The 24,362-nt window shown below is 37.8% G+C and carries 21 protein-coding genes; 17 read left to right on the top strand and 4 right to left on the bottom strand.

Translation table 11 applies throughout. The features are described from left to right. Window positions 1–33 precede the first annotated feature (33 nt). The 4 genes from A6E06_RS10840 to A6E06_RS10855 all read left to right on the top strand — a co-directional run bounded on the left by A6E06_RS10840 (window position 34) and on the right by A6E06_RS10855 (window position 4,326). Window positions 34–1,872 carry an extracellular solute-binding protein gene (locus A6E06_RS10840; RefSeq protein ID WP_065592157.1) on the top strand — a complete coding sequence of 613 codons (1,839 nt, stop codon included), beginning with the start codon at window positions 34–36 and terminating at the stop codon, window positions 1,870–1,872. A gap of 86 nt (window positions 1,873–1,958) precedes the next feature. Then, window positions 1,959–2,966 carry an ABC transporter ATP-binding protein gene (locus A6E06_RS10845; RefSeq protein WP_065592095.1) on the top strand — a complete coding sequence of 336 codons (1,008 nt, stop codon included), beginning with the start codon at window positions 1,959–1,961 and terminating at the stop codon, window positions 2,964–2,966. After that, entirely contained in the window at window positions 2,963–3,931 is a 969-nt protein-coding gene (locus tag A6E06_RS10850; RefSeq protein WP_065592096.1) for an ABC transporter ATP-binding protein, read from the top strand. The genes A6E06_RS10845 and A6E06_RS10850 overlap by 4 nt, the downstream gene beginning before the upstream one ends. Window positions 3,932–3,999: 68 nt before the next feature. Further along, window positions 4,000–4,326 carry an MliC family protein gene (locus A6E06_RS10855; RefSeq protein WP_065592097.1) on the top strand — a complete coding sequence of 109 codons (327 nt, stop codon included), beginning with the start codon at window positions 4,000–4,002 and terminating at the stop codon, window positions 4,324–4,326. 117 nt (window positions 4,327–4,443) lie between these two features. On the opposite strand, the gene A6E06_RS10860 is transcribed toward A6E06_RS10855, so the two are convergent. After that, window positions 4,444–5,052, bottom strand: a complete 609-nt coding sequence (locus tag A6E06_RS10860) for a YitT family protein (RefSeq protein WP_065592098.1) — start codon at window positions 5,050–5,052, stop codon at window positions 4,444–4,446. Window positions 5,053–5,380: 328 nt separating this feature from the next. Here A6E06_RS10860 and glyA point away from each other — a divergent pair, with 328 nt between their 5' ends. Continuing rightward, a complete protein-coding gene (glyA, locus tag A6E06_RS10865; RefSeq protein WP_012549648.1) occupies window positions 5,381–6,631 on the top strand; it encodes a serine hydroxymethyltransferase in 1,251 nt (416 codons plus the stop codon). A 255-nt stretch (window positions 6,632–6,886) separates the two neighbouring features. Next, window positions 6,887–11,392 carry an SslE/AcfD family lipoprotein zinc metalloprotease gene (locus A6E06_RS10870; protein ID WP_065592099.1) on the top strand — a complete coding sequence of 1,502 codons (4,506 nt, stop codon included), beginning with the start codon at window positions 6,887–6,889 and terminating at the stop codon, window positions 11,390–11,392. A gap of 78 nt (window positions 11,393–11,470) precedes the next feature. On the opposite strand, the gene A6E06_RS10875 is transcribed toward A6E06_RS10870, so the two are convergent. Beyond that, the gene (locus A6E06_RS10875) at window positions 11,471–11,797 is read right to left on the bottom strand and encodes a hypothetical protein (protein ID WP_065592100.1); all 327 of its coding nucleotides are present in this window, start codon (window positions 11,795–11,797) and stop codon (window positions 11,471–11,473) included. Between the two features lie 463 nt (window positions 11,798–12,260). On the opposite strand from A6E06_RS10875, the gene nrdR reads away from it, so the two are divergent. The 10 genes from nrdR to A6E06_RS10925 all read left to right on the top strand — a co-directional run bounded on the left by nrdR (window position 12,261) and on the right by A6E06_RS10925 (window position 21,691). Continuing rightward, complete coding sequence (gene nrdR, locus A6E06_RS10880) at window positions 12,261–12,710, top strand: transcriptional regulator NrdR (protein ID WP_065592101.1); 450 nt, start codon at window positions 12,261–12,263, stop codon at window positions 12,708–12,710. A gap of 1 nt (window position 12,711) precedes the next feature. After that, window positions 12,712–13,833 carry a bifunctional diaminohydroxyphosphoribosylaminopyrimidine deaminase/5-amino-6-(5-phosphoribosylamino)uracil reductase RibD gene (gene ribD, locus A6E06_RS10885; protein WP_065592102.1) on the top strand — a complete coding sequence of 374 codons (1,122 nt, stop codon included), beginning with the start codon at window positions 12,712–12,714 and terminating at the stop codon, window positions 13,831–13,833. A 3-nt stretch (window positions 13,834–13,836) separates the two neighbouring features. Next, window positions 13,837–14,493 carry a riboflavin synthase gene (locus A6E06_RS10890; RefSeq protein ID WP_017023076.1) on the top strand — a complete coding sequence of 219 codons (657 nt, stop codon included), beginning with the start codon at window positions 13,837–13,839 and terminating at the stop codon, window positions 14,491–14,493. A gap of 36 nt (window positions 14,494–14,529) precedes the next feature. After that, on the top strand, window positions 14,530–15,639 hold the full coding sequence (ribBA, locus tag A6E06_RS10895; protein ID WP_065592103.1) for a bifunctional 3,4-dihydroxy-2-butanone-4-phosphate synthase/GTP cyclohydrolase II: 1,110 nt from the start codon (window positions 14,530–14,532) through the stop codon (window positions 15,637–15,639). Between the two features lie 149 nt (window positions 15,640–15,788). Then, window positions 15,789–16,259: a 6,7-dimethyl-8-ribityllumazine synthase gene (gene ribE / locus A6E06_RS10900; RefSeq protein WP_065592104.1), complete on the top strand. Its 471-nt coding sequence runs from the start codon at window positions 15,789–15,791 to the stop codon at window positions 16,257–16,259. Then, window positions 16,259–16,726, top strand: a complete 468-nt coding sequence (gene nusB, locus A6E06_RS10905; RefSeq protein ID WP_012549698.1) for a transcription antitermination factor NusB — start codon at window positions 16,259–16,261, stop codon at window positions 16,724–16,726. The genes ribE and nusB overlap by 1 nt, the downstream gene beginning before the upstream one ends. An 83-nt stretch (window positions 16,727–16,809) precedes the next feature. Beyond that, complete coding sequence (thiL, locus tag A6E06_RS10910; protein WP_065592105.1) at window positions 16,810–17,808, top strand: thiamine-phosphate kinase; 999 nt, start codon at window positions 16,810–16,812, stop codon at window positions 17,806–17,808. Then, window positions 17,805–18,308, top strand: a complete 504-nt coding sequence (pgpA, locus tag A6E06_RS10915) for a phosphatidylglycerophosphatase A (protein ID WP_065592106.1) — start codon at window positions 17,805–17,807, stop codon at window positions 18,306–18,308. The genes thiL and pgpA overlap by 4 nt, the downstream gene beginning before the upstream one ends. Then, window positions 18,283–19,440 (top strand): substrate-binding domain-containing protein, encoded by a 1,158-nt coding sequence (locus A6E06_RS10920; RefSeq protein WP_255312079.1) that lies wholly within the window; start codon window positions 18,283–18,285, stop codon window positions 19,438–19,440. The genes pgpA and A6E06_RS10920 overlap by 26 nt, the downstream gene beginning before the upstream one ends. Beyond that, complete coding sequence (locus A6E06_RS10925; protein WP_065592108.1) at window positions 19,433–21,691, top strand: LuxQ periplasmic sensor domain-containing protein; 2,259 nt, start codon at window positions 19,433–19,435, stop codon at window positions 21,689–21,691. The genes A6E06_RS10920 and A6E06_RS10925 overlap by 8 nt, the downstream gene beginning before the upstream one ends. Before the next feature lie 7 nt (window positions 21,692–21,698). Here A6E06_RS10925 and A6E06_RS10930 read toward each other — a convergent pair whose 3' ends face one another. Beyond that, a complete protein-coding gene (locus A6E06_RS10930) occupies window positions 21,699–21,974 on the bottom strand; it encodes a hypothetical protein (protein WP_065592109.1) in 276 nt (91 codons plus the stop codon). An 83-nt stretch (window positions 21,975–22,057) separates the two neighbouring features. On the opposite strand from A6E06_RS10930, the gene A6E06_RS10935 reads away from it, so the two are divergent. Then, a complete protein-coding gene (locus tag A6E06_RS10935) occupies window positions 22,058–22,408 on the top strand; it encodes a putative quinol monooxygenase (RefSeq protein ID WP_065592110.1) in 351 nt (116 codons plus the stop codon). Window positions 22,409–22,472: 64 nt separating this feature from the next. Here A6E06_RS10935 and dxs read toward each other — a convergent pair whose 3' ends face one another. Further along, window positions 22,473–24,356 carry a 1-deoxy-D-xylulose-5-phosphate synthase gene (dxs, locus tag A6E06_RS10940; protein ID WP_065592111.1) on the bottom strand — a complete coding sequence of 628 codons (1,884 nt, stop codon included), beginning with the start codon at window positions 24,354–24,356 and terminating at the stop codon, window positions 22,473–22,475. Window positions 24,357–24,362: the final 6 nt, after the last annotated feature.

Genomic DNA, 24,362 nt, shown 5'->3' on the forward strand with positions numbered 1-24,362 from the left:
GAATAAATAATAAATAGGAAGGGACTTATGACGATAAAAAAGAGGCTGATATTACTGTCAGTATCAACCGCGGCTTTGTTCAGTGTAAATGTATTTTCGGCTGATCTTCCTGCAAACTTACAATGGCAGACGAACGATACCGCGCCAATATTTGCCTCTTCTCAAGCCGAGTTTGGTGGTACTTTTAGAACCTATACCTTGAGTTTTCCTCAAACGTTTCGGACGGTTGGGCCAGATTCTAATGGTTCATTCAGAGCATGGATCCTAGAAGCAAGTTTACCACCACTGATTAAACACCCTAATACTAATGAATGGTTACCGGGTTTGGCTCAATCATGGGCGTTTGGGGACGATAATAAAACCGTTTATTTTAAATTAAACCCTAAGGCAACGTGGAGTGATGATAAACCAGTCACAGCGGATGATTATCAGTTTATGTTGAAGCTAATGCGTTCAACCGACATTGTTGCCCCTTGGTACAACGATTTCTTTACTAATGACATTGCAGATATAATTACGTTTGATAAACACACTATTGCAATCGTATCAGCAAAAGCTCGAAATCGTGATGAGCTTATCGCCTATACCAATTTAATGCCTCGTCCTAAGCACTTCTATGGTGAGCCCAAAATCGATGAAAATAATGATGGTATTGATGATAAATTCGTCCGTAAATATAACTTTAAACCAGAGCCTGTAACTGGCCCTTACTACATCGATAAGATTAAAAAAGGGAAGAACATCACCTTTAAACACGTAGGTAAAGAGTGGTGGGGCTATGAGAATAAATACAATCAAAATCGCTATAACGTAGAAAAAATTAATATCAAAGTTATTCGTGATGCTGACATTGCGTTAAAGCATTTTGAAAAAGGCAATTTAGATACGTTTGATTTAGTGCGCCCTGATTTATGGCATGACAAATCAGAAGGGAAAAATTATCAAAAAGGCTATATTCAAAAGGCGTGGGTATATAACGAAGCTGCAGTTGGTGCTGGTGGTTTATGGTTAAATACGTCAAAACCAATGTTAAATGATATTAATGTTCGTCAAGGCATTATGTATTCGACGGATTTTGACATGATGATAGAGAAGGTGTTGCGTGGGGATTATTCTCGTAAACCAAATGGCATGGGATTTGGTCATCCCGGTTATGATAATACAGAGTTAAAAGCACCTAAGTTTGATGCGAAGAAAGCGATTACATATTTTGAAAAAGCGGGTTTTACAACGGTAGGGTCTGATGGTATTCGTCTTAATGATAAAGGTGAACGTTTAAGTTTTGCGGTGACGTATTCTCAACAATCCTTTACACCACGTGTCGCAGTGTTAAGGGAGCAAGCAAAACAGGCGGGATTGGATCTCGAGCTTAATCTTATTGATGGGTCAAGTATGTTTAAATATGTACTTGAGAAAAAACATGATATCTCCTTCCATAATATGGGAACCGGTGAGATCCCTGCTTATTGGGAATACTTCCATTCCGACAATGCCAATAAACCACAAACCAACCACTTTACTAATTTCTCTTCACCTGAGTTAGATGCGTTAATCATTTCATTCAAAAATGAATTTGATATTGAAAAAAAACAAGCACTATCTCGTGAGATCCAGCAAGTTATAGCTGATGCAAATGTTATCGTTCCCGGGTATATGGTGCCTTATGCTCGTGCGGGTTATTGGCGTTGGGTGAAATTGCCTGCTCCAATAGCGACTAAGCAGACGGGTTATCTATTTCATGGTTGGGGTTTTTCTCAAACGTTCAGTACTTTTTGGATTGATGAAAAAGCCAAGAAGGAAACTAAAGCCGCAATGAAGTCAGATAAAACGTTTGAACCAGTCATTATTATTGATGATACCTATAAACTGTAACGTTAAAATCAGTCTTTATAGAACGAGAAAAAGCGAGGTGAGGGATCTTCTCGCTCAAAATTATAATAATAAAAGTGAAGATGTATATGGAAAGGAAAATCGTATTATCTGTTGAAGATTTAGTGACAGAGTTTCAAACGGACGATGGAACAGTTCGAGTGCTTGATGGTGTTAGCTTTCAAGTGCCTAAAGGAAAAACAATTGGTATTGTGGGTGAATCAGGCTGCGGAAAAAGTGTGACCGCCATGTCTATTATGGGACTACTTCCCAAGCCTTACGGAAATGTGGTTAGCGGGTGTATTTTCTATGATGAAACCGACTTAACCCAGTTAAGCACAGAGAAATTGTATGAAATGCGTGGTAATCGTATTTCAATGATATTCCAAGATCCAATGACAGCATTAAATCCAGTGCACACCATTGGGAAGCAAATTAATGAAGTATTAGAACTTCACCGATCTGATTTAGATAAAAAGCAGCGCTTGGCGTATTCCATCGAAATGCTTGAAAAAGTGGGGATGCCGTCTCCAGAAGCACGATTGCACGAATATCCACATAATTTATCTGGTGGTATGCGTCAACGAGTGATGATAGCTATTGCTCTCGCTTGTGAGCCTGATATTTTGATTTGTGATGAACCGACAACGGCATTAGATGTGACCATTCAAGCCCAGATTTTAGAGTTAATGAAAAACCTGCAGGATGAAACGGGCATGTCGATTATCTTTATTACTCATGATTTAGGCGTTGTCGCTGAAATATGTGATGAAGTGGTCGTGATGTATGCCGGAAGAGTGGCTGAACAAGCGGGTATTTTTGAGTTATTTGATAATCCAACTCACCCATATACAAAAGGCTTAATGTCTTCAATGCCAAGTTTGAGCCTTCAACCAAAAACAGAACTAGAGACTATTCAAGGAACCGTCCCTTCACTTAATGAGATGCCAAGTGGCTGTCGTTTCTCTACTCGTTGTAAATACAAGCAGGAGAGATGTGACATTGAAATTCCAATGATGAGTGAAGTTGGATTATTGCATCAAGTGAGTTGTCATTTTAGCAACGCATTAGTGATTAATAATGAGGTGATAAAATGAGTGAATTATTGAGAGTAGATGATCTCAAACAGTATTTTTACTCAGGTAAAGGGATCTTTAATAAGGGCTATGTCGTTCACGCGGTTGATGGCGTTTCTTTAAGCGTAAATAAAGGCGAAACACTGGGTTTAGTTGGTGAATCTGGTTGTGGTAAAAGTACCCTTGGTCGCAGTTTATTAAAGTTATTTGAACCAACGGCGGGTCGTATTTTTTTTGAAGGACAAGATATTACTCATCTTGGAAATAAAGAGATGCGATCACTTCGCCAAGAAATGCAGATTATCTTTCAAGATCCAACCGAGTCATTAAATCCAAGACATACCGTTGAAATGATCTTGGAAGAACCATTTGTTATTCATGGAGTCGGCTCAAAAGAAGAGCGTAAACAGTGGGTAGAAGAATTATTAATTAAAGTCGGTTTACCAGTAAGCGCTGTGACTCGTTATCCTCATGAGTTTTCAGGTGGCCAAAAACAACGAATTGGCATTGCAAGAGCGATAGCATTGAAACCAAAGTTAATTGTGTGTGATGAGTCGGTATCTGCATTAGATGTGTCTGTTCAAGCACAAATTGTGAATTTATTATTGGATTTACAACGAGAGATGAATCTCGCACTGATTTTTATTGCTCATGATCTTTCTGTGGTTAAACATATTTCAGATAAAGTAGCCGTAATGTATTTAGGTCAAATTGTGGAGTATGGGCAATCAGAGACGCTTTATCATTTTCCTAAACACCCTTATACAGAAGCTTTATTATCCGCAATCCCTGTTTCTCATCCTAGATTTAGAGGGAAAGAGCGAATTATTTTGACTGGCGATGTACCATCACCAATTAATCCTCCAAAAGGGTGTCGATTTTCAACGAGATGTCCAAAAGCAGAAAAGCAATGCTTCAAAGAGGAACCACAAAGAAAGATTTTAAATAATTCCGGTCATGAAGTTGCTTGTCATTTATATAAATAAATATCTTTTTTGAAACATCTGTTTTTACCTGTTTTATCCTATAGTTAATAAAAACAACTGAGGCTATTATGAAAAAATTACTCGTATTGATTGCTTTTGGGGTACTCGCGGGGTGTTCATCCCAGATGCCTGACATGGGAACTGCAAAACCTGTTCATTATCAGTGTGAAGAGGGACGAAGTTTTCGGATTACATTCAATGAAGATAATGCGTTATTGCAATTACCAAAAGAAGATTATGCATTGAAGCGAGCAGTGTCTGCATCTGGTATGAAGTACATTTCAGAGGATGGTATGCCGGATATGAGTACAGCAATTACCTTTCAAGGAAAAGGTGAAGAAGCCAGATTAGATCTTGGTCGAGTGGCATTGAAAAACTGTGCTGTAATTAAATGATAATGAATGAAAATGGCCACGTATCATCGCGATACATGGCCATTTTTTATGACAGCGTGTTATACCAATTCACATCAATATCAGAGTAACTATTTATGTGGATCAGTTTTATTAAAGTTATGAACCGTAAGTCACAATATAGCGATTTGGTTTATGATTCATAGCAAGCACAATATTTAATACAACGGCACCAAGAACAGAAATGGCCAATAGCCACGGCGTAATAAAAAAGAAAGAGGCACTTAAAATACAGAAGTCGATAACCATCTGAACTTTACCGACTGAAATACCAAATTTTTCTTGGATAAGTAGACATAAAACATTAAAGCCACCAAGGCTTGAACGGTGCCTAAATAAGATCAGCATACCTAAGCCCATTAATAACCCACCAGCAATAGCGCAGTAAATATCATTGATATGATCAACTGAAATCATCATATTTAAGTGGTCAGTCATAACAGAAACAAGACAGCCGGAAATTAAACTGGTTACTGCAAAACGTTTTCCAAATCGCTGCCAAGCTAAAGCGTAAAACGGTAAGTTACATACAAAATATAAAATACCAAAACTGATCCCACTCATTTGACTGATTAATAATGCCAGTCCAGTTGTGCCACCTGTAAGTAACTGAGCTGCTTGTAAAAAGAAAATACCTTGAGAAACTAAAAAGGTGCCAGTCAAAATGGCAATGACATCTTCCTTATGCGTGTGTTTTATTTTTTCCATAACAATTGAGTCTGTTTACTAATACCAATGAAATAATGCACGCAAGAATAGTGTGATTCTGAATTTAAGCAATTACTGGTAGGTAAATACAGTGTTGGTTTTGTAGTAAACGCTTTACATAGTGTAAAGCTAAAGATTGACACTTCTTGAGTATCTTTCATGTTGATAATGAGGAATCCTCAACAGAAATAACAAAGAAAAGTACTATTTAGGGTATCTGATCCAGATCAAATTATGTAGAATACGTTGCAGTTAAGACTAGTGACGTAATCGTTTGCGTCACTGGGCTATTTTTGGGTTTTATATTTATCTGAGTCAGGAGATACAGATGCTTAAGCGTGATATGAACATTGCAGATTACGATGCAGACTTGTTTGCAGCAATCCAGGAAGAGACAGTACGTCAAGAAGAGCATATCGAGCTGATTGCTTCTGAAAACTACACTAGCCCACGAGTGATGGAAGCTCAAGGTTCACAACTAACAAACAAATATGCAGAAGGTTACCCAGGTAAGCGTTACTACGGCGGCTGTGAGTTTGTTGATAAAGTAGAAACACTGGCTATTAACCGTGCATGTGAACTGTTTGGTGCTGAATACGCAAACGTACAGCCACATTCTGGTTCTCAAGCGAATAACGCAGTTTACATGGCACTACTAAACGCTGGCGATACAGTGTTAGGTATGAGCCTTGCTCACGGTGGTCACTTAACTCACGGTTCTCCAGTAAACTTCTCAGGTAAGCTTTATAACATCATTCCTTACGGTATTGATGAAGCGGGTCAAATTGACTACGAAGAAATGGAAGCGCTAGCAATAGAACATAAACCTAAGATGATCATCGGTGGTTTCTCTGCTTACTCTCAAATATGTGATTGGGCGCGTATGCGTGAAATCGCAGACAAAGTTGGTGCTTACTTCTTCGTAGATATGGCTCACGTAGCGGGTCTTATTGCTGCTGGTGTTTACCCTAACCCGGTGCCACACGCTCATGTAGTAACAACAACAACGCATAAAACATTGGCGGGTCCTCGTGGTGGTCTTATTCTTTCTAACGAAGGCGAAGATCTTTACAAGAAACTGAACTCAGCTGTATTCCCTGGTGGTCAAGGTGGCCCTCTAATGCACGTTATCGCTGGTAAAGCGGTGGCATTTAAAGAAGCACTAGAACCAGAATTTAAAGAATACCAAGTTCGTGTTGTTGCCAATGCAAAAGCAATGGTTGCTGAGTTTCTTGCTCGTGGTTACAACATCGTTTCAGGCTCTACTGAAAATCACCTATTCCTAGTTGATTTAATTGATAAAGACATCACTGGTAAAGAAGCAGATGCGGCACTAGGTTCAGCTAACATTACGGTTAACAAGAACTCAGTACCAAACGATCCACGTAGCCCATTTGTTACTTCTGGTATCCGTGTTGGTTCTCCTTCAATTACTCGTCGTGGCTTCTCTGAAGAAGATGCGAAAAACCTTGCTGGCTGGATGTGTGACATTCTAGACAACATGGGCGATGAGTCTGTTATTGAAGCAACAAAAGCGAAAGTATTAGAAATTTGTAAGCGTTTACCTGTATACGCTTAACACTTTTCGATCCATTAAATTTGAAAGGCTAGCCTGTTGTGGGCTAGCCTTTTTTGTTGGTTATTTATATGACTTTCAAGTTAATAACGGTGAACTAAAGTACAGATAATTTATAATAAGTATGAGAAAAAATTCATGAATCATGATTTTTATTCTATTTCTGTATTTTTTTTGAGAATAAGTAAAAATAAGTGTGGTATGTTTCGATCTCAGTGAACTGAACGTTTAGTTTCAGTACTTCTAATAGGTTGAATCATGAGTAAAAAATTATTATTAGCATCGTTGATATCAATGCTGCTTGCTGGCTGTAATCAAGAAAGTATAGAGGTTGGTGGGGGCAATTCGACTAAACCTGAAACTATTCCGCCGACAGATATTATTCCACCGGAACCAGAGCCAATCCCTCCTACGGATATTATTCCGCCAGTTACTTATACCGGAACGTTAGTCGCATCTGGAAAAGCAATTACAGGTGATGTTGAATGTAATGGTAATGGGTTAGCTATAGACACTGGAACATTCGGCGTTAAACAAGGGCAAGCATTTAGCTGCTTTTTCGGTGGCGTTGAATTAGGTAGTTTCAATGCTCCATTCCCTAGTGATAAAGCAATCAATGTAAGTAATGCGACACTTCTAGCTTCTTTTGACCTAGAAGATAGTAAAGGTATAAATGCCACGGTTGTTTTACAATCTATCTCGACATGCGGGCAAGATGAAATTTGTTTAAACAAAATAGATTCGTTTGATATTCAAGGAATTTATACGGATGAAAACTTAGCAGACCAGGCTACGGTTGATGCTTTTATTGCGCTAAAAGAAGAAGAAGCGACTGATGAAGTAGGTAAAGCTCCTAGTTCACACGTTGATGCTGATATTGTGCCTGAAGTGACACCAGGAACAAGTAATGATTTAAATAGTGGCTTTGTTTCTGCTAGTGCAGAAAATAGCTATGCCTATAAACCAAGTGCTGAAGCGAAAGTATTAACTAAGAGCCAGTTAACGGATAATACAGGTACGCCATTAGTGGGAATTAACTTCTTTTCAGCTAATGCGGTAGGTATAACGGGTGAAAATGGCGAGTTTGAATACTTGTGGGGTGACAAGCTTACCTTTGGTATTGATACCTTTGAATTCGGCAGTGTAGCTGGTAATCAAGTTAGTTATAAGATCACAGACGTTAGTGACAATGCGGTAGTAAAAACGAATATTCAATCGTTAATTACACGATATGCAGAAAATAAAAATTATGGGCTGCTTATCTCTGATAAAGTTCAAGAGACGTTTTCTCTTTACCCAAATGTAATCAACGAACTGATTAATTTAAGTTTACCTAATGGTGGTAAAATTGAAGGAACAGAGTTTTTATTACCGAATGAATTTGATTCACAATTCCAAAATGGGTTAACTGCTGCTATTGATGCCGAGTTACAACAGCAACCAGTCTCATTTTATTCTTCAGATATCTCTCATGTATTCTCACTAGATAATGGTACTTATGTAACCGATTCTCTAACTAAAATATTTAGTGGGGTAACTAGTTTTCATGTCTTCAATGATAACGGTAGCTTTTATGGTGCAACAGGCTATACAAGAGGAATGCGAGCGTTAAATTTATCTAACCGAGCATTTCCTATTATGATGCCTCGTGCGGATATCAATAAGGATATTCCTTTTGGAGAGCAGCAAGCGTGGACTCGTGAAGGTCGCCCTTATATTGCCGTTCATCCAACTATTGAGATGGCACAGATCCCTTTAGTTTCAAAAGATAACGCTACTTTTGGTTTTCCTTTTGTTACTGCTGGCGAAATTGGTTCTGGTAAAGTGGTATTTATGGGTAATAGCATGTACCCAAGTATTATTTCATGTCCTGATAACTATTGGGCTAATGATGCACTAAGAATTGATCCTGTATTACAATCATGTACATCATCGTTTGATTTAGCTAACGATCCTCGTAATGATAATGGCAGTATGAAGACTTTCTTTAATAACCTTTTTACGTGGTTAAATAACGATAAGTCAATTAAAGGTATTAACATTGCAACAAATATTGAAGTTGCTACTGCTTTACGTTCAGGCACTTCTCACGGCAATGCGTATGATTTCTTTGTAAACCCGTCTTTTGGTTTCTCGCCATCTGTTGAAATGTTAACTAAGGACGGGTTTTCTGGACGCTTATCAGCAAGTGAAACGCCGTTATTAATTCTTCAGGCTTATCCACCTAAACCTCAAGGTGATGGTATGAGCCATCGTTTTATTGCTGATTTAGAAAATCCCAATCTAAGCCAAGATGATATTACTGCTTTAATTACTTACATTAATGAAGGCGGCAGTGTTGTATTTATGGATGCAATTGATAAGGTGACTAACCCTGAACCTATTGGGCGTTTAGCCGATTCTGCTGGTGTTTCATTAGGTGGGAGTAACGTTACACCAACGTCACAAGCATTTTGTGGTTCGTCATATTATTGTCAAGCACCATCTCCAAACCTTCATGTGAAGAGCCAATATGAAATGGTGGTTCTTGAACGCTTCCAAGATGTGGATGGACAACAACCGTATACAGTAAATCAAGATGGTTCGGTTGAATGGACTAAAGATGAAACTAAGATTAAGTTTGAAATTCCAACTTATGAAATGATCAAACGTGATGATAAAGGTGCCCCTTTATTAGATAAAGATGGCGTTCCTATAGTAGAGACTAAGTTTGCTCGTATTTTCGTTCAGAATGGTGAAGAGAGAGCAGCTGCTATATCTGAATTACAAGCAGCATTTAAAGGAACACCTTTATGTACTCATTCTTATGAGTATGAGTTTAACTGTATAGAAACTCGTCAAGGTGATGGTATTGAAACTCGTGGTGCTTATGGGCGTGCTGATTTTGACCGTTATCAGATGAGTCAATATATTGTAGAAAGCATGGTTAAAGCAGCAAACCTTGGTGATAACTTTAATGCACTAATGGAGCATGAGCTTTATTACCGCACCAAAGGTAAGCAAGGAACGCGTTTATCTACGGTCGAGCTAAATCAGACCTACGATAATCTTTCGATTTGGATGTGGAACGATAACCCATACGCTTATGATTCTAATGTTCAAGATGAATTAGGATTTAAAACTGCGGTTGGTTTCCTTAACTGTTATACCAATAATGCGCATGGTAATGGATTAACTTGCCCTGATGATTTGGCTACTAAGTTAATTGGAAATGGGATGATCCATGGTGAGGGTGAACTTCTGGGACAAATGAATCCAAGCTACCCACTAAATTACATGGAAAAACCGTTAACTCGCATTATGTTAGGTCGTTCTTTCTGGGATCACGAAATAACGGTTGATACGACTAAATACCCAGGTCGAACCGTTGGTGCGACAACATCTGAAGCTGTTAATATTGAGACAGCAGGTAAAGCGGTAAGCTACTCTGCGGGAAATAATCAATCAACAGGCTTATGGGCTCCTCAATTAAGTGAGGTTACGGTTCGTGATGGTGTGACTGCAATGATTACCGTTATGATGGCGGATGATTTAACAGGTAAGCCACAACATGAGACAAGCTTAAACCGTCCTCCTAGAATGCAGATGAGCTTTGCTCACGATGGTTATACAACAACATTTAAAGTCCCTTATGGTGGTCTAATTTATATTAAACCTACAGAGACATTGAGTGGCACTTCAACAGTCGCTGAATTTAATTTGGACGGTGTTGAAAAATCGGCATGGTGGAAAAAAGATCCTGCGAGTAACCTTGGTGAGTGGGTAAATACACCTGATTCTTCAACTGCGCCAATCGCAGAAATTGATACGGGTTCATTTATTTACACCACTGCTCTTAATAATGTTAAGACAGTTGATCTTAATGAATTCAGTAAAAATATGAACCGCTTTGCTGATGCAGCAAGTGATTTTTACGGTCGTGATGAAGAGAGTGCTGATGGTCAACATCGTCGCTTTACTTATCCAGAGCTAAAAGAGTTCCGCCATCGTTTTGTGAATGATGTACAGATTTCGATTGGTGCGGCACATTCTGGTTATCCTGTGATGAGTAGTTCATTTAATGCTGACTCAAATAAAATACCAACAAATGCAATTGATGATTGGTTGGTATGGCACGAAGTTGGTCATAACCTTGCTTCAGCACCATTCTCGGCGCCGGGTAGCACAGAAGTGACAAACAATCTTCTAGCTCTGTATATGCAAGAATTAGAAGGCCGCAATGCTAACCCAGAAATGGATCGTATTAGAACGAGTATTCAAAAAGCGCCAACTTGGTTAAGATCTAATAATGGTCACGCATGGAGTCATGGTGATGCTGGACTTCGTTTAGTGATGTTTGGCCAACTGAAGATTTGGGCTGAAAGTTATTTCGACATTGATCGTTGGTATGCTGATGGCGAAACTAAACCTGCTATTTACAATCAAGATCAAGGCTGGAACATGATTAAGCTGATGCATCGTAAAGCTCGTGGTGATCAACAAGGTGATCAAGGCATTAACTATTGTAGTTCTCACGATACAGGCTTAAGCGCTGGTGATCTAATGATGGTATGTAGCTCTTATGTATCAGGCTATGATTTAAGAGATTTCTTCACTACATGGAATGTGGGAGAAACCTCTGTAACTAATGCCGATGGTACTAAAGTGTACTCGGGTGGAATTAGTGATGCAGGGTTAAATGAATTAACAAGATTACGCTTAGAAAAACCTGAAGTAAGCCCACTTAATATTAATTCGTTACCTAATTTAATATTAAGTAATTAAGCGATATTAACTAAAAAAGCCCCCGAACCATCAAGGCTCGGGGGCTTTTTACTATAAGTAAGTAAATTAAATAAAAACTTACTTATTAATATTAATCAACGCGCCAGATTTACATTGGAAAGTGTAGTAACGGCTTGTTTCATTAAATTTGCCTAGACCTTCACCAGTACAGTAATCAACGTTGATATCACGCATGATATCTAATGTCTTTTCATTGTTCAGTTGGAATTTAGAGCCATCGCTACATACGATACGAACACGGCCATCATCACTTACCGAATAAACTTTTACTTCTGTATTACATAGCTCAAAAGATGCATCTTGGTAATTATCTTGCTGTTTTGGAGCGCTGCTACAACCAGCTAAAACAAGGGCCAACACACACGCTAGACTGATCTTTTTCATTTTGATTATTCCTTTAAGCTAAATTATCTTTTAAATATATCTTGTAACTCTCTAGATTGCGAGTTTATGACAAATAAATCAGAGCGAGACCTTGATAGTATTCATCTGAATTGTTAATTCCGACATTGTTTGTTCAATGTTCAATGTTCAATGTTCAATGTTTATCACTTCATTTTCAAAATGACGAATATCACCAGTGAGTTCTTGGCGACGTTGAGTAATCTTTTTCTCCTCATCAGCTATAACGGCAAAGCCTCAGCCTTATTCGCCTGCACGAGTCGTTTCGATAGTGGCATGAGTAACCCTCTAATTAATGCGAGTATAAAGGGGCATTGATAAATCTAATTGATATTTTGATTAATAGTATTAAATTTACCTTACTCTAAACCTCTCTTCTTTAGCTTGAATGTAGGCACCGTTCCACTTTTCTTGTACACTAAATAAAAAATAATAGGAGACAAGAATGCATTGTCCATTTTGTAGTGCAACCGACACTAAAGTTATTGACTCTCGATTGGTTTCTGATGGTCACCAAGTTCGCCGTCGTCGACAATGTTTGGCGTGCAATGAACGTTTTACTACGTTTGAATCAGCCGAATTAGTCATGCCTAAAGTGATTAAATCCAACGGCAATCGAGAACCTTTTAATGAAGATAAGCTTTCTGGAGGCTTATACCGCTCGCTAGAAAAACGCCCAGTTAGTGCGGATTTAGTTGAATTAGCTCTGAATACTATAAAGTCAAAGCTACGAGCTACGGGTGAAAGAGAGGTTCCTTCAGACATGATAGGAAATCTTGTTATGGACCAATTGAAAGAACTTGATAAAGTCGCTTATATTCGCTTTGCATCGGTTTATCGCAGTTTTGAAGATATAAAAGAGTTCGGCGAAGAAATCGCAAAGCTAGAGAAATAACATGAAATTTACCCTTCAAGATCACCAAATGATGCAGAAAGCCATTTCATTGGCAAAAAAAGGCATTTACACGACAGCGCCGAATCCAAATGTTGGCTGCGTGTTGGTTAAAAATGGACTGATTATTGGAGAGGGTGCGCACTTAAAAGCTGGAGAGCCGCACGCTGAAGTCTACGCGTTACGTCAAGCGGGTGAAAATGCAAAAGGCGCGACAGCGTATGTCACTTTAGAACCGTGTTCTCATTATGGTAGAACCCCCCCTTGTGCTGAAGGGCTAATAAAAGCAGGCGTAGCAAAAGTTATTTGTGCCATGGTTGATCCAAACCCACAAGTTGCGGGTCGTGGTTTAGCTATGCTAGAAGCAGCAGGGATAGAGACTGCGGCCGGCTTATTAGAAGCGGAGTCTCGTGCACTGAATCCTTCATTTTTAACTCGAATGGAAACGGGTAAACCGTTTGTTCAATTAAAAATGGCCGCCAGTTTAGATGGTAAAACGGCTCTGAAAAATGGTGTGAGCCAATGGATCACGTCAAAAGAAGCACGACAAGATGTACAGCGTTATCGTGCACAAGCCGGAGCGATCTTATCGACGGCAAAAACGGTTATTGAGGATAATGCATCCCTTAATGTCCGTTGGCGTGATTTACCTTATTCAATTCAAGATACGTATTTAGAAGCACAAGTAAGACAGCCATTACGTGTAATTTTAGATCGTCAACATCAACTTACTTCTGAACTTGCTCTGTTTAATACAACAGGGAAAGTGGTTACCGTTTCTCACCAATCCTCACATCCCCTTAGTCATCCAGAAAGTCACTTGTATTGTGAACTTGATAATAATGACCAATTAGCCTTGTCTGATGTGATTCAAAAAATAGCCCAAGAACATAATGTAAATCATCTTTGGGTTGAAGCTGGTGCGACACTTGCTGCAAGCATGATTAGTGAGGATTTGGTCGATGAGCTTATTATCTATTTAGCGCCAAAGTTAATGGGTGCGGATGGCCGAAGTATCGTTAACCTCATAGGGTTAGAAGCGATGTCTCAGACAATAAATTTAGACATTAGTGATATTCGAATGGTCGGAAAAGACATTCGAATTACAGCAACAATAGTAAGGTAACGTATGTTTACAGGAATTATCGAATCAATCGGTACACTTCAAGCCATCACGCCTAAAGGTGAAGATGTTAGTGTCACAGTTAATGTTGGCAAATTAGACATGGGTGATGTGAAATTAGGCGACAGTATTGCGACTAACGGCGTTTGTCTAACTGTCGTTGCCATGACCAAAAATAGCTACACTGCAGATTTGTCTTTAGAGACATTAAAGCGTACTGGTTTTGTTCATTATAAAGCGGGCGATAAAGTTAATCTTGAAAAAGCGATGTTGCCGACCACTCGTTTTGGTGGACACATCGTCTCTGGCCATGTTGATGCGGTGGGGGAAATAATTGAACGTCACCAAACAGGCAGAGCGGTCGAATTTTGGATTCAATTACCACAAGATTTAGCTAAATATGTGGTGGAAAAAGGCTCAATAACGATCGATGGTATCAGTTTGACCGTGAACGATTTACGTAAAAATGCATTTAAACTTACTATTGTGCCCCACACAGCATCGGAAACGACGATGGATACATTCACTGTTGGAAAAAAAGTGAATTTAGAAGTGGACTTAATTGCACGATATTTAGAAAGACTTGTGATCGGACAGAAAGAAGAGCAACCTCAGTCTTCTGTTACGATGGATCTTTTGGCAAAATCAGGTTTCTTAAATTAACCATTTAACCTAACTAATATATTAAAGGTATTTCACATGGCAATTAGCTCAGCAAAAGACATTATTGAAGATATTCGCTTAGGTAAGATGGTTATCCTGATGGATGACGAAGATCGTGAAAATGAAGGCGATTTAATCATTGCAGCAGAAAAAATCACACCAGAAGCGATCAATTTCATGGCAACACATGGCCGTGGTTTAATTTGTTTAACAATGACAAAAGATCGCTGTGAAAAGTTAGGTCTGCCACCAATGGTGCAAGACAATAACGCACAATTTACAACTAACTTTACGGTTTCTATTGAAGCCGCTGAAGGGGTTACTACAGGTATTTCTGCAGCAGATCGTTCTCGCACTGTTGAAGCTGCCGTTGCTAAAAATGCCGTTGCTGCTGATCTTGTTCAGCCAGGCCACATCTTCCCTCTTGCAGCACAAGAAGGCGGAGTGTTAACTCGTGCAGGACACACTGAAGCGGGTTGTGATCTAGCTCGTTTAGCCGGTTTTGAACCAGCAGGTGTTATCGTTGAAATCCTAAATGATGATGGTTCAATGGCTCGTCGTCCTGATTTGGAAATTTTTGCTGAAAAACACGATGTTAAATTAGGCACGATTGCTGACTTAATTGAATACCGTAATAACAACGAAACAACGATTGAGCGTGTTGCTGAGTGCAAATTACCGACAGAGTTTGGTGATTTTGATTTAGTAACTTACCGTGACACGATCGATAATCAACTTCATTATGCAATGAAAAAAGAAAATACATCAGGTATTGCGCCATTAGTAAGAGTTCACCTTCAAGACACTTTCACTGATATTCTTCATTCAGATCGTTGTGCAGAACGTAGCTGGACATTACCAACAGCAATGCAACGTATTGCAGCCGAAGGTGGTGTACTTATTATTCTTGGCAATGAAGAGTCAACGGACAGCATTGTTCATAAAATCAAAGTGTTAGAGCGTCAAGATAACGGAGAATCGCCTACAATGGCGAAGAAACAAGGGACGTCGCGTCGCGTTGGTGTTGGTTCTCAAATCTTAGCTGATATGGGTATTTCTGATATGCGCCTGTTATCATCGTCTTCAAAGCGTTATCATTCATTATCAGGCTTTGGTCTGAATGTAGTAGAATACGTTTCAAAATAAGCGTATTGATGGGCTCTATTGTGTAAATAGAGCCCAAATAATTAGATATTTGTCACAAAGCTGTGATAGAATTCGCCGATTCTCACTATGATATGTAGTTGAAAATAGTTACCCAGTTTAATTGGAATAATATAGATACAGGAAGGCTTATGAACGTAATTGAAGGCGGCGTTGCTGCTCCTAATGCGAAAATTGCAATTGTCATTTCTCGCTTTAATAGCTTTATTAATGAAAGTTTACTTTCAGGCGCTATCGACACTTTAAAGCGTTTTGGTCAAGTATCTGAAGAAAACATCACTGTTGTTCGCTGCCCTGGCGCCGTAGAATTACCATTAGTTGCTCAACGAGTAGCTAAAACAGCAAAATATGATGCAATTGTTTCATTGGGTTCTGTTATCCGTGGTGGTACACCACATTTTGAATACGTATGTAGTGAATGCAATAAGGGTCTAGCACAAGTATCTTTGGAATTCAGTATTCCAGTGGCATTTGGTGTTTTGACTGTTGATACAATCGATCAAGCAATCGAGCGCGCCGGTACCAAGGCTGGTAATAAAGGGGCGGAGGCTGCACTAAGCGCACTCGAAATGATTAATGTTCTGTCTCAAATAGAATCCTAATGGGAGTTAGTGTGAAACCAGCCGCACGTCGTAATGCACGTCAATTTGCGCTTCAAGCAATTTATTCATGGCAAATAAGCAAAGAAAATGTTGCTGCTATTGAAGAACAGTTTTTAACTGCAGATAAGTATGATGAAGAAGAGCATCATGCAAAAGAGCCTAAACTACAAGCTCCAGAGACTGATGTAGCGTACTTCCGCGATCTTTTCTCAGGTGTTGCTCTTAACCACATTAAGTTAGACGGTAAAATGCGTCCATACTTATCTCGTCCACTTCAGGATCTTGATCAGATGGAACTTGCGTTATTACGCATGTCTATCTATGAAATGATGAATCGTGACGATGTACCTTACAAAGTTGTTATCAATGAAGCGATTGAACTTGCAAAAGTGTTCGCAGCAGAAGATAGCCACAAATTTGTAAATGGTGTATTAGATAAAGCGGCTCCAACATTACGTAAAAAGTAAGTTGGATTTAGCATACTAATTAATAGTAAAGGTCAGCCTAATCGCTGGCCTTTTTTATAACTAAAAAACGGTGTTACTGTACAATGAGTAGTGAGTTTAATTTAATTGACCGATTTTTTGTGCAAGGAAATCTATCTAGAAGCGATGTCGATTTAGGGATAGGTGATGATTGTGCTCTGGTGAGTGTCCCTGTGGATCACCAAATTGCAGTGACGACGGATAGTTTGGTCGCTGGAACGCATTTTCTGGCTGATGCCGACCCAATCAAAGTAGGTTATAAAGCGTTGGCGTCTAACTTAAGTGATTTGGCTGCAATGGGAGCAAAACCAACATGGGTATCTTTAGCATTAACATTGCCTAAACCTGATGAGGTATGGCTAAAAGGTTTTTGTGAAGGTTTTTTTGGTTTAGCAAAACAGCACAATGTGCAACTTATTGGTGGAGATACAACAAAAGGCCCGTTGAGTATAACGATAACTGTGCAAGGAATAGTACCAAAAGGTGAAGCTATGACCCGTAAAGGGGCTCATGCTGGCGATGATATTTACGTAACTGGTTCATTAGGAGATAGTGCGGCAGGACTTGAAATATTATTAAATAAGCCACACGGGTTACAATCGGAATTAGAAAAAGAGTTAGAAAGTAAACATTATTACTCATCACCAAGAGTAGAATTAGCTCAGAAAATTCGTCATTTATGTCATTCAGCGTTAGATATATCAGATGGACTTATTTCTGATTTAGGCCATATACTCAAACAATCAGATGTTAGCGCTAAGATTGATGTTGAAAGTTTACCTATTTCGAATGAAGTAATTCAATATTATTTGAAAGATAGTGAACGATGCCAAAAGTTAGCATTAACCAGTGGCGAAGAATATGAACTTTGTTTCACAGCTTCGAAGGATAATAGAGTAGCGATCAAGCAAATAGCTACTGCCTTAAATCAAAACGTTAGTATAATTGGTGAAGTTTCAAATGAATCGTTTACTAACTTACAGTCTAGCGTACAATTATATAAGAATAAGACCTTACTAGATTGGCAGTTATCTGGTTATGATCATTTCAGGAGTGAAGTATGACAAACCCCCTCGCATTAATTAATTTAAAAAATCCTTGGCATTTATTAGCAACAGGATTTGGTAGCGGTTTGGCTCCAATTATTCCAGGAACAATGGGGACATTAGCTGCAATTCCATTGTATTTATTGATAGCTCAATTACCTTTTTATTTATTTGTGATTATTGTTGTCGCCTCAGCTCTTATTGGCATCAAAATTTGTGATATCACTTCATCTGATATGAAAGTGCATGATCATGGCTCAATTGTTTGGGATGAGTTTGTTGGCTTATGGATAACAATGAGCATTGTTCCATTTTTAGATTTACCAGTAACCGATTGGAAATGGTTACTTACAGGGTTTGTTCTATTTCGATTTTTCGATATGGTTAAACCTTGGCCAATTGGATGGCTAGATAAAAAAGTTCATGGCGGCTTTGGCATTATGCTTGATGATATTGTCGCTGGATTTATGGCCCTAATTAGTCTCTGGTTAATTGGACAATATTCTGGTTGGTTATAAAAAAATGGTTAACATCAGAGCGAAAGCACGCTCTTTATTTCTGGTCGTAATTACATGCTTTAGTTATTCAAAAGCGGCTTGTGCTGATTCTGTTTTAGTCGGTTATTGGGGCTATAATGAATTTTTAGCTAAATACCCCGAAGAAAAAAAGTTAACCTCTTCACTCAAAGACATGGTTGAAATGGATCCTATTCCACTTGCTATTAAGCAAGATAAACCAGTTAAAATTTCATTTATATATCCTGGCGAACAAGCTTCTGATTATTGGAAGCGAAACTTAATTACTTTAGAATCTCGCTTAAAATCTCTAAATATTAAATATGAATTAACTCCCGTATCAACTCGCTTAAATGTTGATTTTAAAGAACAAAGCAGCTCTTTATATGATGCTATTGAGAAAAAGTACGATTACTTGATCTTTACTCTTAATACGACACGTCACCGTAAATTTATTGAGCATGTAATTCAAAGTCCTGATACTAAAATTATTGTTCAAAATATAACCACACCAGTTAAGGCATGGGATGATAACCAGCCATTACTTTATGTTGGATTTGATCATGTGATAGGAACTAAGTTATTAGCTGATTATTATCAAAATAGATTTCCAAATGGTGCTAAGTATGGAATGCTTTACTTTTCTTATGGTTATTTAAGTACTGCTAGAGGTGATGTTTTTGTTCAATCTATGGATAATAATAAATACACATTAAGGTCTTCTTTTTATACTGAAGCAACAAAAAGCAGCGCTTACACAGCCACTAAAAATATTTTACAGCACACTTGTAATGTCGATTTTATTTATGCATCTTCAACAGATATTGCCTTAGGGGCACTTGATGCGATTAATCAAAATACGAAGTATCGTCCTATAATTAATGGTTGGGGCGGTGGTACGTTAGAATTAAATGCAATAAAAAATGGCACGTTGGATGTCACTGTCATGAGAATGAATGATGATACTGGCATTGCTATGGCAGAAGCGATTAAATTAGATCTTGAAGGTGAAAAAGTACCAACGGTATTTTCAGGAGACTTTGAGGTAATAACATCAGATACTCCCATTGATAAAATTGAAAAACTGGAGAAAAAAGCTTTTCGTTATTCAGGTGTGGATTTAGAACATGAGTAAAGGGAATTTTTTAAAAAAAGCATCGTTAGCTGATCTTATCTTTCGTGCAATTTTTGTTATATTTTCTATATTGACGGTAGGTATTACTATTCATACTTATCAACTTAGTATTAATACTATAAATGAAGAAGTAAAAAGGAATTTACAACAAACATCTTCATTAGTAACTAATTATTTTAATCATCGCTTAGCCATATTACAAATAAGACAAGATACAGATGCAGGAAGCTTAGGCCTTACCGAAAGTAATAATAAAGGTATTATTACGGGCCTTGAACATTACTTTTCAGGTATAGAAGCAAAATCTCCTGATAACTCGCCTGATTTTCGATTTATTGAAGTTGATAATAAATTATATTGGGAGGATGGTAATAATTTATTTTTAGGTATGACAGATGACTGCCTTCAAGGAGTGATAGACAAAAATATTCATATAAATACCTGGTATTACCTGTCAATTGATAATTCTGAACCTCAAGCTCATCTTCTTATTCGGAAAACGCCAGTCGTATCTTCTTTTACGGGTAAGGTTAGAGGGTATTTATATAATGCAGAAATGTTAAATAATAACATTTCTTTTGCTCATGATATAAAGGCAGTTAGTAATAGCCAAGACGTATTTATTTTAAGTAATAATAACATAATAGCATCTAGTATTAATAAAGACTCTGAAGAATATAGGAATGTTGAACAGTTAATTTCTGAGTCTAAAGTAAACTTACCAAATTCAAATTTAAGAGCCACGAATAAAATATTAAATTCTACCTATGTTGATATTAAATCATTGAATGGTTCTTTATCAATACTATCATTGAATAATAAAAATAATATTGAACAGCTCGAGCAGCGATTTATTTATAGTGTAGTCCTCTCTTTCTTTGCTCTTATTGCAATGGCAATTTTAATTCGAGGATTATTTGAACATAAAATACTTTTAGCATTAAATAAATTGTTAAATTATACCAACAATGCATCTAAGAAAGATGTGAATATTCATTATTTAGGTAGTGGAATTTTAGAATTTGACCATATAGGAAAACAGTTAGAGAGAACCTTTGCCGAATTAATTCAAGCTAAAGATGAGAGTTATAGGGCTCAAGCCGCTGCTGAAAAATTAACACAGGTTAAATCAGACTTTTTAGCAAGAATGAGTCATGAAATACGAACGCCACTTAATGGTATTTTAGGTATATCTAGTTTATTAAAACAAACTACTTTAACTGATGAACAAAAGAAACAAATAACAATATTACACCAGGGGGGAGAACATCTCCTTGCTGTATTAAATGATGTATTAGATTTTTCTCAAATAGAGCAAGATAAACTCAATATTAACTATGAACCTTTTATATTAAATGAAGTGTTAGAAACGATTAAAGCAATGTATAGCCCTCTTTGTAAAGAAAAAGGAATTACCTTTATCATTGATAACCAAATTTGCCATGAAAAATGGATTAATTCAGATCAGGTTAGGATAACTCAAATTCTTTTTAATTTATTAAGTAATGCAGTTAAGTTTACTCAAGTTGGCTATGTGAAGTTAAGTTTAAGTTTAAGTAATAAAGGTGCTAAATCAATATTATGTTTTAATATTGAGGATACAGGGTTAGGTATTTATGTTGATGAACAATCCCGTATGTTTGAACCTTTTATACAAGCAGAATCTACTAAGATAAGGAGTGTTGGCGGCAGTGGATTAGGTTTAGCTATCGTAAAGCAACTATTAGAGTTACTTCATGGAAATATTCATGTTGAAAGTGAGTTGGGCGTAGGTTCTTTATTTAAGGTTGAAATTCCAATATTATCTATTAAAGATAATGTAATTGTCGAGAATGATAATATTAATATTGAATCTCAATTACCAATTAATTTAAATGTATTGCTGATTGAAGATAATAGGTCTAATGCGTATATTGCGAAAGCTTACTGCCAAAAATATAATTTAAAGGTTGAATGGGAAGAATCAGCGAAAGCAGGAATAAGAAAACTACAAGAGCAATCGTTTGATCTCATTTTAATGGATAACCAAATGCCTGAAATGAGTGGTATTGAAGCGACTAAATACATTAGAAAAGAATTAAAGTTGATGATCCCAATATATGCCTATACTGCTGATGTATTAAAAGAAGCAAGTGATGAATTTTTATTAGCAGGGGCAGATTACATTATTACAAAACCAATTAAAGAGAAATCAATTTTAGATGCGTTAGTGTACTATAAATCAAATACCCATTCTAAAATTTTATTTTAGCGTAGGGTTAACTGCGCTTAATTCGAACTACTTTCATTACTTCTATATCAAATCCAGCGATTTTTTCTATAACTGGGTAATACGTTATATTCACTTTTGTATTCTTCAGTGTTTTATAAGATGAAGTTCTATTAAATTTGAATGGAGCATTACAGTTTTCAATCATAATGGTATGCTGTATCCAATCACCAGTATCTCGTTGCGTATGAGACGTTACTTTTACCTCGACGCTATGAGTGAGTTGTTGATGTTTATTCAGCATTTTATCTACGTCTGATTTCATTACTATTACCATGTAAAGGGTGCATTACTGTGTGCCATAGTGAGAGATAAAAGGATGTTAGTCAATCAAACAAGGAGTTTATCATGTCTAAGAAAGTGTATTGCATTGCCCAGTTTTTACCAAAAGAAGGCAAATTGGATGCATTGTTTTCTGTATTACAGAGCTTAGAGCCTAATACCATGCGTGAAGATGGTTGCTTACAATATACAGTAACTCGTCAGTTACAAAGTCCATTTGCTGAAGGCCAGAGCTTTCCTATTGCATTCAATGAGATTTGGTCTGATAACGTAGCGTTTGAAGCACATTGTCAGCGTGAAGAAATTAAGCAATTTTTCGAGCAGCAATGTATGGCAGAAGATGGGTTAGTGGATAAATGGAATGTATGTATTTATACCGATGAACCGAGTAATTTTGATGCGCCGAAATTAGGTTGAATTTTACAATTATTGCATACAAAAAATGCCACAGAGTTGTGGCATTTTTATAAGGTGCGATTAATTATAAGTCTAAATAATCTCTGATTTGTTTTTCGATACCTTTTGCATCTAAGCCTAATTCTGCATGCATTTCTTCTTGCGTACCTTGGTCAATGAACTCATCTGGTAACCCAAGTTGTAATACCGGTTTAATGAGGCGATGTTTCATTAAGAATTCAATGACACCAGAACCCGCGCCTCCAGAAATTGCATTTTCTTCAATGGTAACGAGAACATCATGGCTGGTTACTAATTCACAAAGCAATGCTTCATCTAATGGTTTAGCAAAGCGCATGTCTGCAACGGTAGCATCTAATTTTTCAGCTGCTTCTAAACTATTGTTTAAGAAGGTACCAAAGTTTAGAATAGCAACACGCTCGCCTTTTTCCGTTATTTTCGTTTCACGAACTAGACGTCCTTTACCTATTTCCAATGCTTGCATGTCGTTATTTACGTCAACACCCGTTGCACTGCCTCTTGGGTAGCGAACAGCACTTGGACCTGTATGTTTGTGGCCGGTATAAAGCATTTGACGACATTCATTTTCGTCACTTGGTGTCATGATAACCATATTAGGAATGCAGCGCATAAAGCTGATATCAAATGCGCCTTGATGGGTTTGACCATCAGCACCAACTAGACCAGCACGGTCAATAGCAAACATGACGGGCAAATTCATAATAGCAACGTCATGGATAAGTTGATCATACCCTCGTTGTAAGAAAGTAGAGTAAATAGCAACGATTGGATTGTAGCCAGCAATCGCCATCCCACTCGCTAAGGTTACAGCGTGCTGCTCTGCAATCGCGGCATCAAAATATTGGCTTGGAAATTCTTTAGAAAAACGAACCATACCAGACCCTTCACGCATAGCTGGTGTGATTGCCATTAATTTGTCATCGACTTTTGCCATATCGCAAAGGAAATCCCCAAAGATATTAGAGAATGTTGGCTTTCCTCCTGATGATTTTGGTAAAGAATTATTACTTGGGTCGAATTTTGGCACACCATGGTAGCTGATAGGATCTTTTTCAGCGGGCTCGTAGCCTTTCCCTTTTTTAGTCATGATATGTAAAAACTGCGGTCCCTTAAGATTACGCATGTTTTTCAGTGTACGAACTAATTCATTCACATCATGGCCATCGACAGGGCCAATATAATTAAAGCCTAGCTCTTCAAACATCGTTCCAGGAATAACCATTCCTTTGATATGTTCTTCAGTACGCTTAAGTAATTCTTTAATCGTAGGGGTACCAGAGAGTACTTTTTTACCACCTTCACGAATCGAAGTGTAGAAGCTTCCAGATAATACGCGAGCTAATTGATTATTAAGCGCCCCAACGTTTTCTGAAATAGACATCTCATTGTCATTTAAGACGACTAACATATCTGGGTGAATATCACCGGCATGGTTCAATGCTTCAAAAGCCATTCCTGCCGTGATTGCCCCATCACCGATAACACTAACAACTTTACGGTTTGCTTGTTCTTTTTCAGCACAGATAGCCAAACCTAAAGCAGCACTGATAGACGTTGATGAATGACCTACCGATAATACGTCATATTCACTTTCATCACGCCATGGGAATGGGTGTAATCCACCTTTTTGTCGAATGGTTGCTAATTGCTCACGTCGACCAGTTAGGATCTTATGAGGGTAAGCTTGATGACCCACATCCCAGATCAATTGATCAAATGGCGTGTTATAGACGTAATGTAAGGCTACCGTTAATTCAACGACACCAAGACCAGAAGCTAAGTGACCGCTAGATTTACTCACCGAATTTAAAAGATAAGTACGTAACTCATCACATAAAGTAGGTAGGCTCTCTTTTGGTAAAGATCGTAATTCATCAGGCGTATTTGCCAAAGCCAGAATCGGGTATTTTGAAATATCTAGAGACATAGTATT

The organism is Aliivibrio sp. 1S175 (genome assembly GCF_001690985.1).
GTDB lineage: Bacteria > Pseudomonadota > Gammaproteobacteria > Enterobacterales > Vibrionaceae > Aliivibrio.

Coding starts and splice junctions, on each gene's coding strand:
- A6E06_RS10845 (WP_065592095.1), top strand. CDS start 1,959: ATGGAAAGGAAAATCGTATTATCTGTTGAAGATTTAGTGACAGAGTTT.
- A6E06_RS10850 (WP_065592096.1), top strand. CDS start 2,963: ATGAGTGAATTATTGAGAGTAGATGATCTCAAACAGTATTTTTACTCA.
- A6E06_RS10855 (WP_065592097.1), top strand. CDS start 4,000: ATGAAAAAATTACTCGTATTGATTGCTTTTGGGGTACTCGCGGGGTGT.
- A6E06_RS10860 (WP_065592098.1), bottom strand. CDS start 5,052: ATGGAAAAAATAAAACACACGCATAAGGAAGATGTCATTGCCATTTTG.
- glyA (WP_012549648.1), top strand. CDS start 5,381: ATGCTTAAGCGTGATATGAACATTGCAGATTACGATGCAGACTTGTTT.
- A6E06_RS10870 (WP_065592099.1), top strand. CDS start 6,887: ATGAGTAAAAAATTATTATTAGCATCGTTGATATCAATGCTGCTTGCT.
- A6E06_RS10875 (WP_065592100.1), bottom strand. CDS start 11,797: ATGAAAAAGATCAGTCTAGCGTGTGTGTTGGCCCTTGTTTTAGCTGGT.
- nrdR (WP_065592101.1), top strand. CDS start 12,261: ATGCATTGTCCATTTTGTAGTGCAACCGACACTAAAGTTATTGACTCT.
- ribD (WP_065592102.1), top strand. CDS start 12,712: ATGAAATTTACCCTTCAAGATCACCAAATGATGCAGAAAGCCATTTCA.
- A6E06_RS10890 (WP_017023076.1), top strand. CDS start 13,837: ATGTTTACAGGAATTATCGAATCAATCGGTACACTTCAAGCCATCACG.
- ribBA (WP_065592103.1), top strand. CDS start 14,530: ATGGCAATTAGCTCAGCAAAAGACATTATTGAAGATATTCGCTTAGGT.
- ribE (WP_065592104.1), top strand. CDS start 15,789: ATGAACGTAATTGAAGGCGGCGTTGCTGCTCCTAATGCGAAAATTGCA.
- nusB (WP_012549698.1), top strand. CDS start 16,259: ATGGGAGTTAGTGTGAAACCAGCCGCACGTCGTAATGCACGTCAATTT.
- thiL (WP_065592105.1), top strand. CDS start 16,810: ATGAGTAGTGAGTTTAATTTAATTGACCGATTTTTTGTGCAAGGAAAT.
- pgpA (WP_065592106.1), top strand. CDS start 17,805: ATGACAAACCCCCTCGCATTAATTAATTTAAAAAATCCTTGGCATTTA.
- A6E06_RS10925 (WP_065592108.1), top strand. CDS start 19,433: ATGAGTAAAGGGAATTTTTTAAAAAAAGCATCGTTAGCTGATCTTATC.
- A6E06_RS10930 (WP_065592109.1), bottom strand. CDS start 21,974: ATGAAATCAGACGTAGATAAAATGCTGAATAAACATCAACAACTCACT.
- A6E06_RS10935 (WP_065592110.1), top strand. CDS start 22,058: ATGTCTAAGAAAGTGTATTGCATTGCCCAGTTTTTACCAAAAGAAGGC.
- dxs (WP_065592111.1), bottom strand. CDS start 24,356: ATGTCTCTAGATATTTCAAAATACCCGATTCTGGCTTTGGCAAATACG.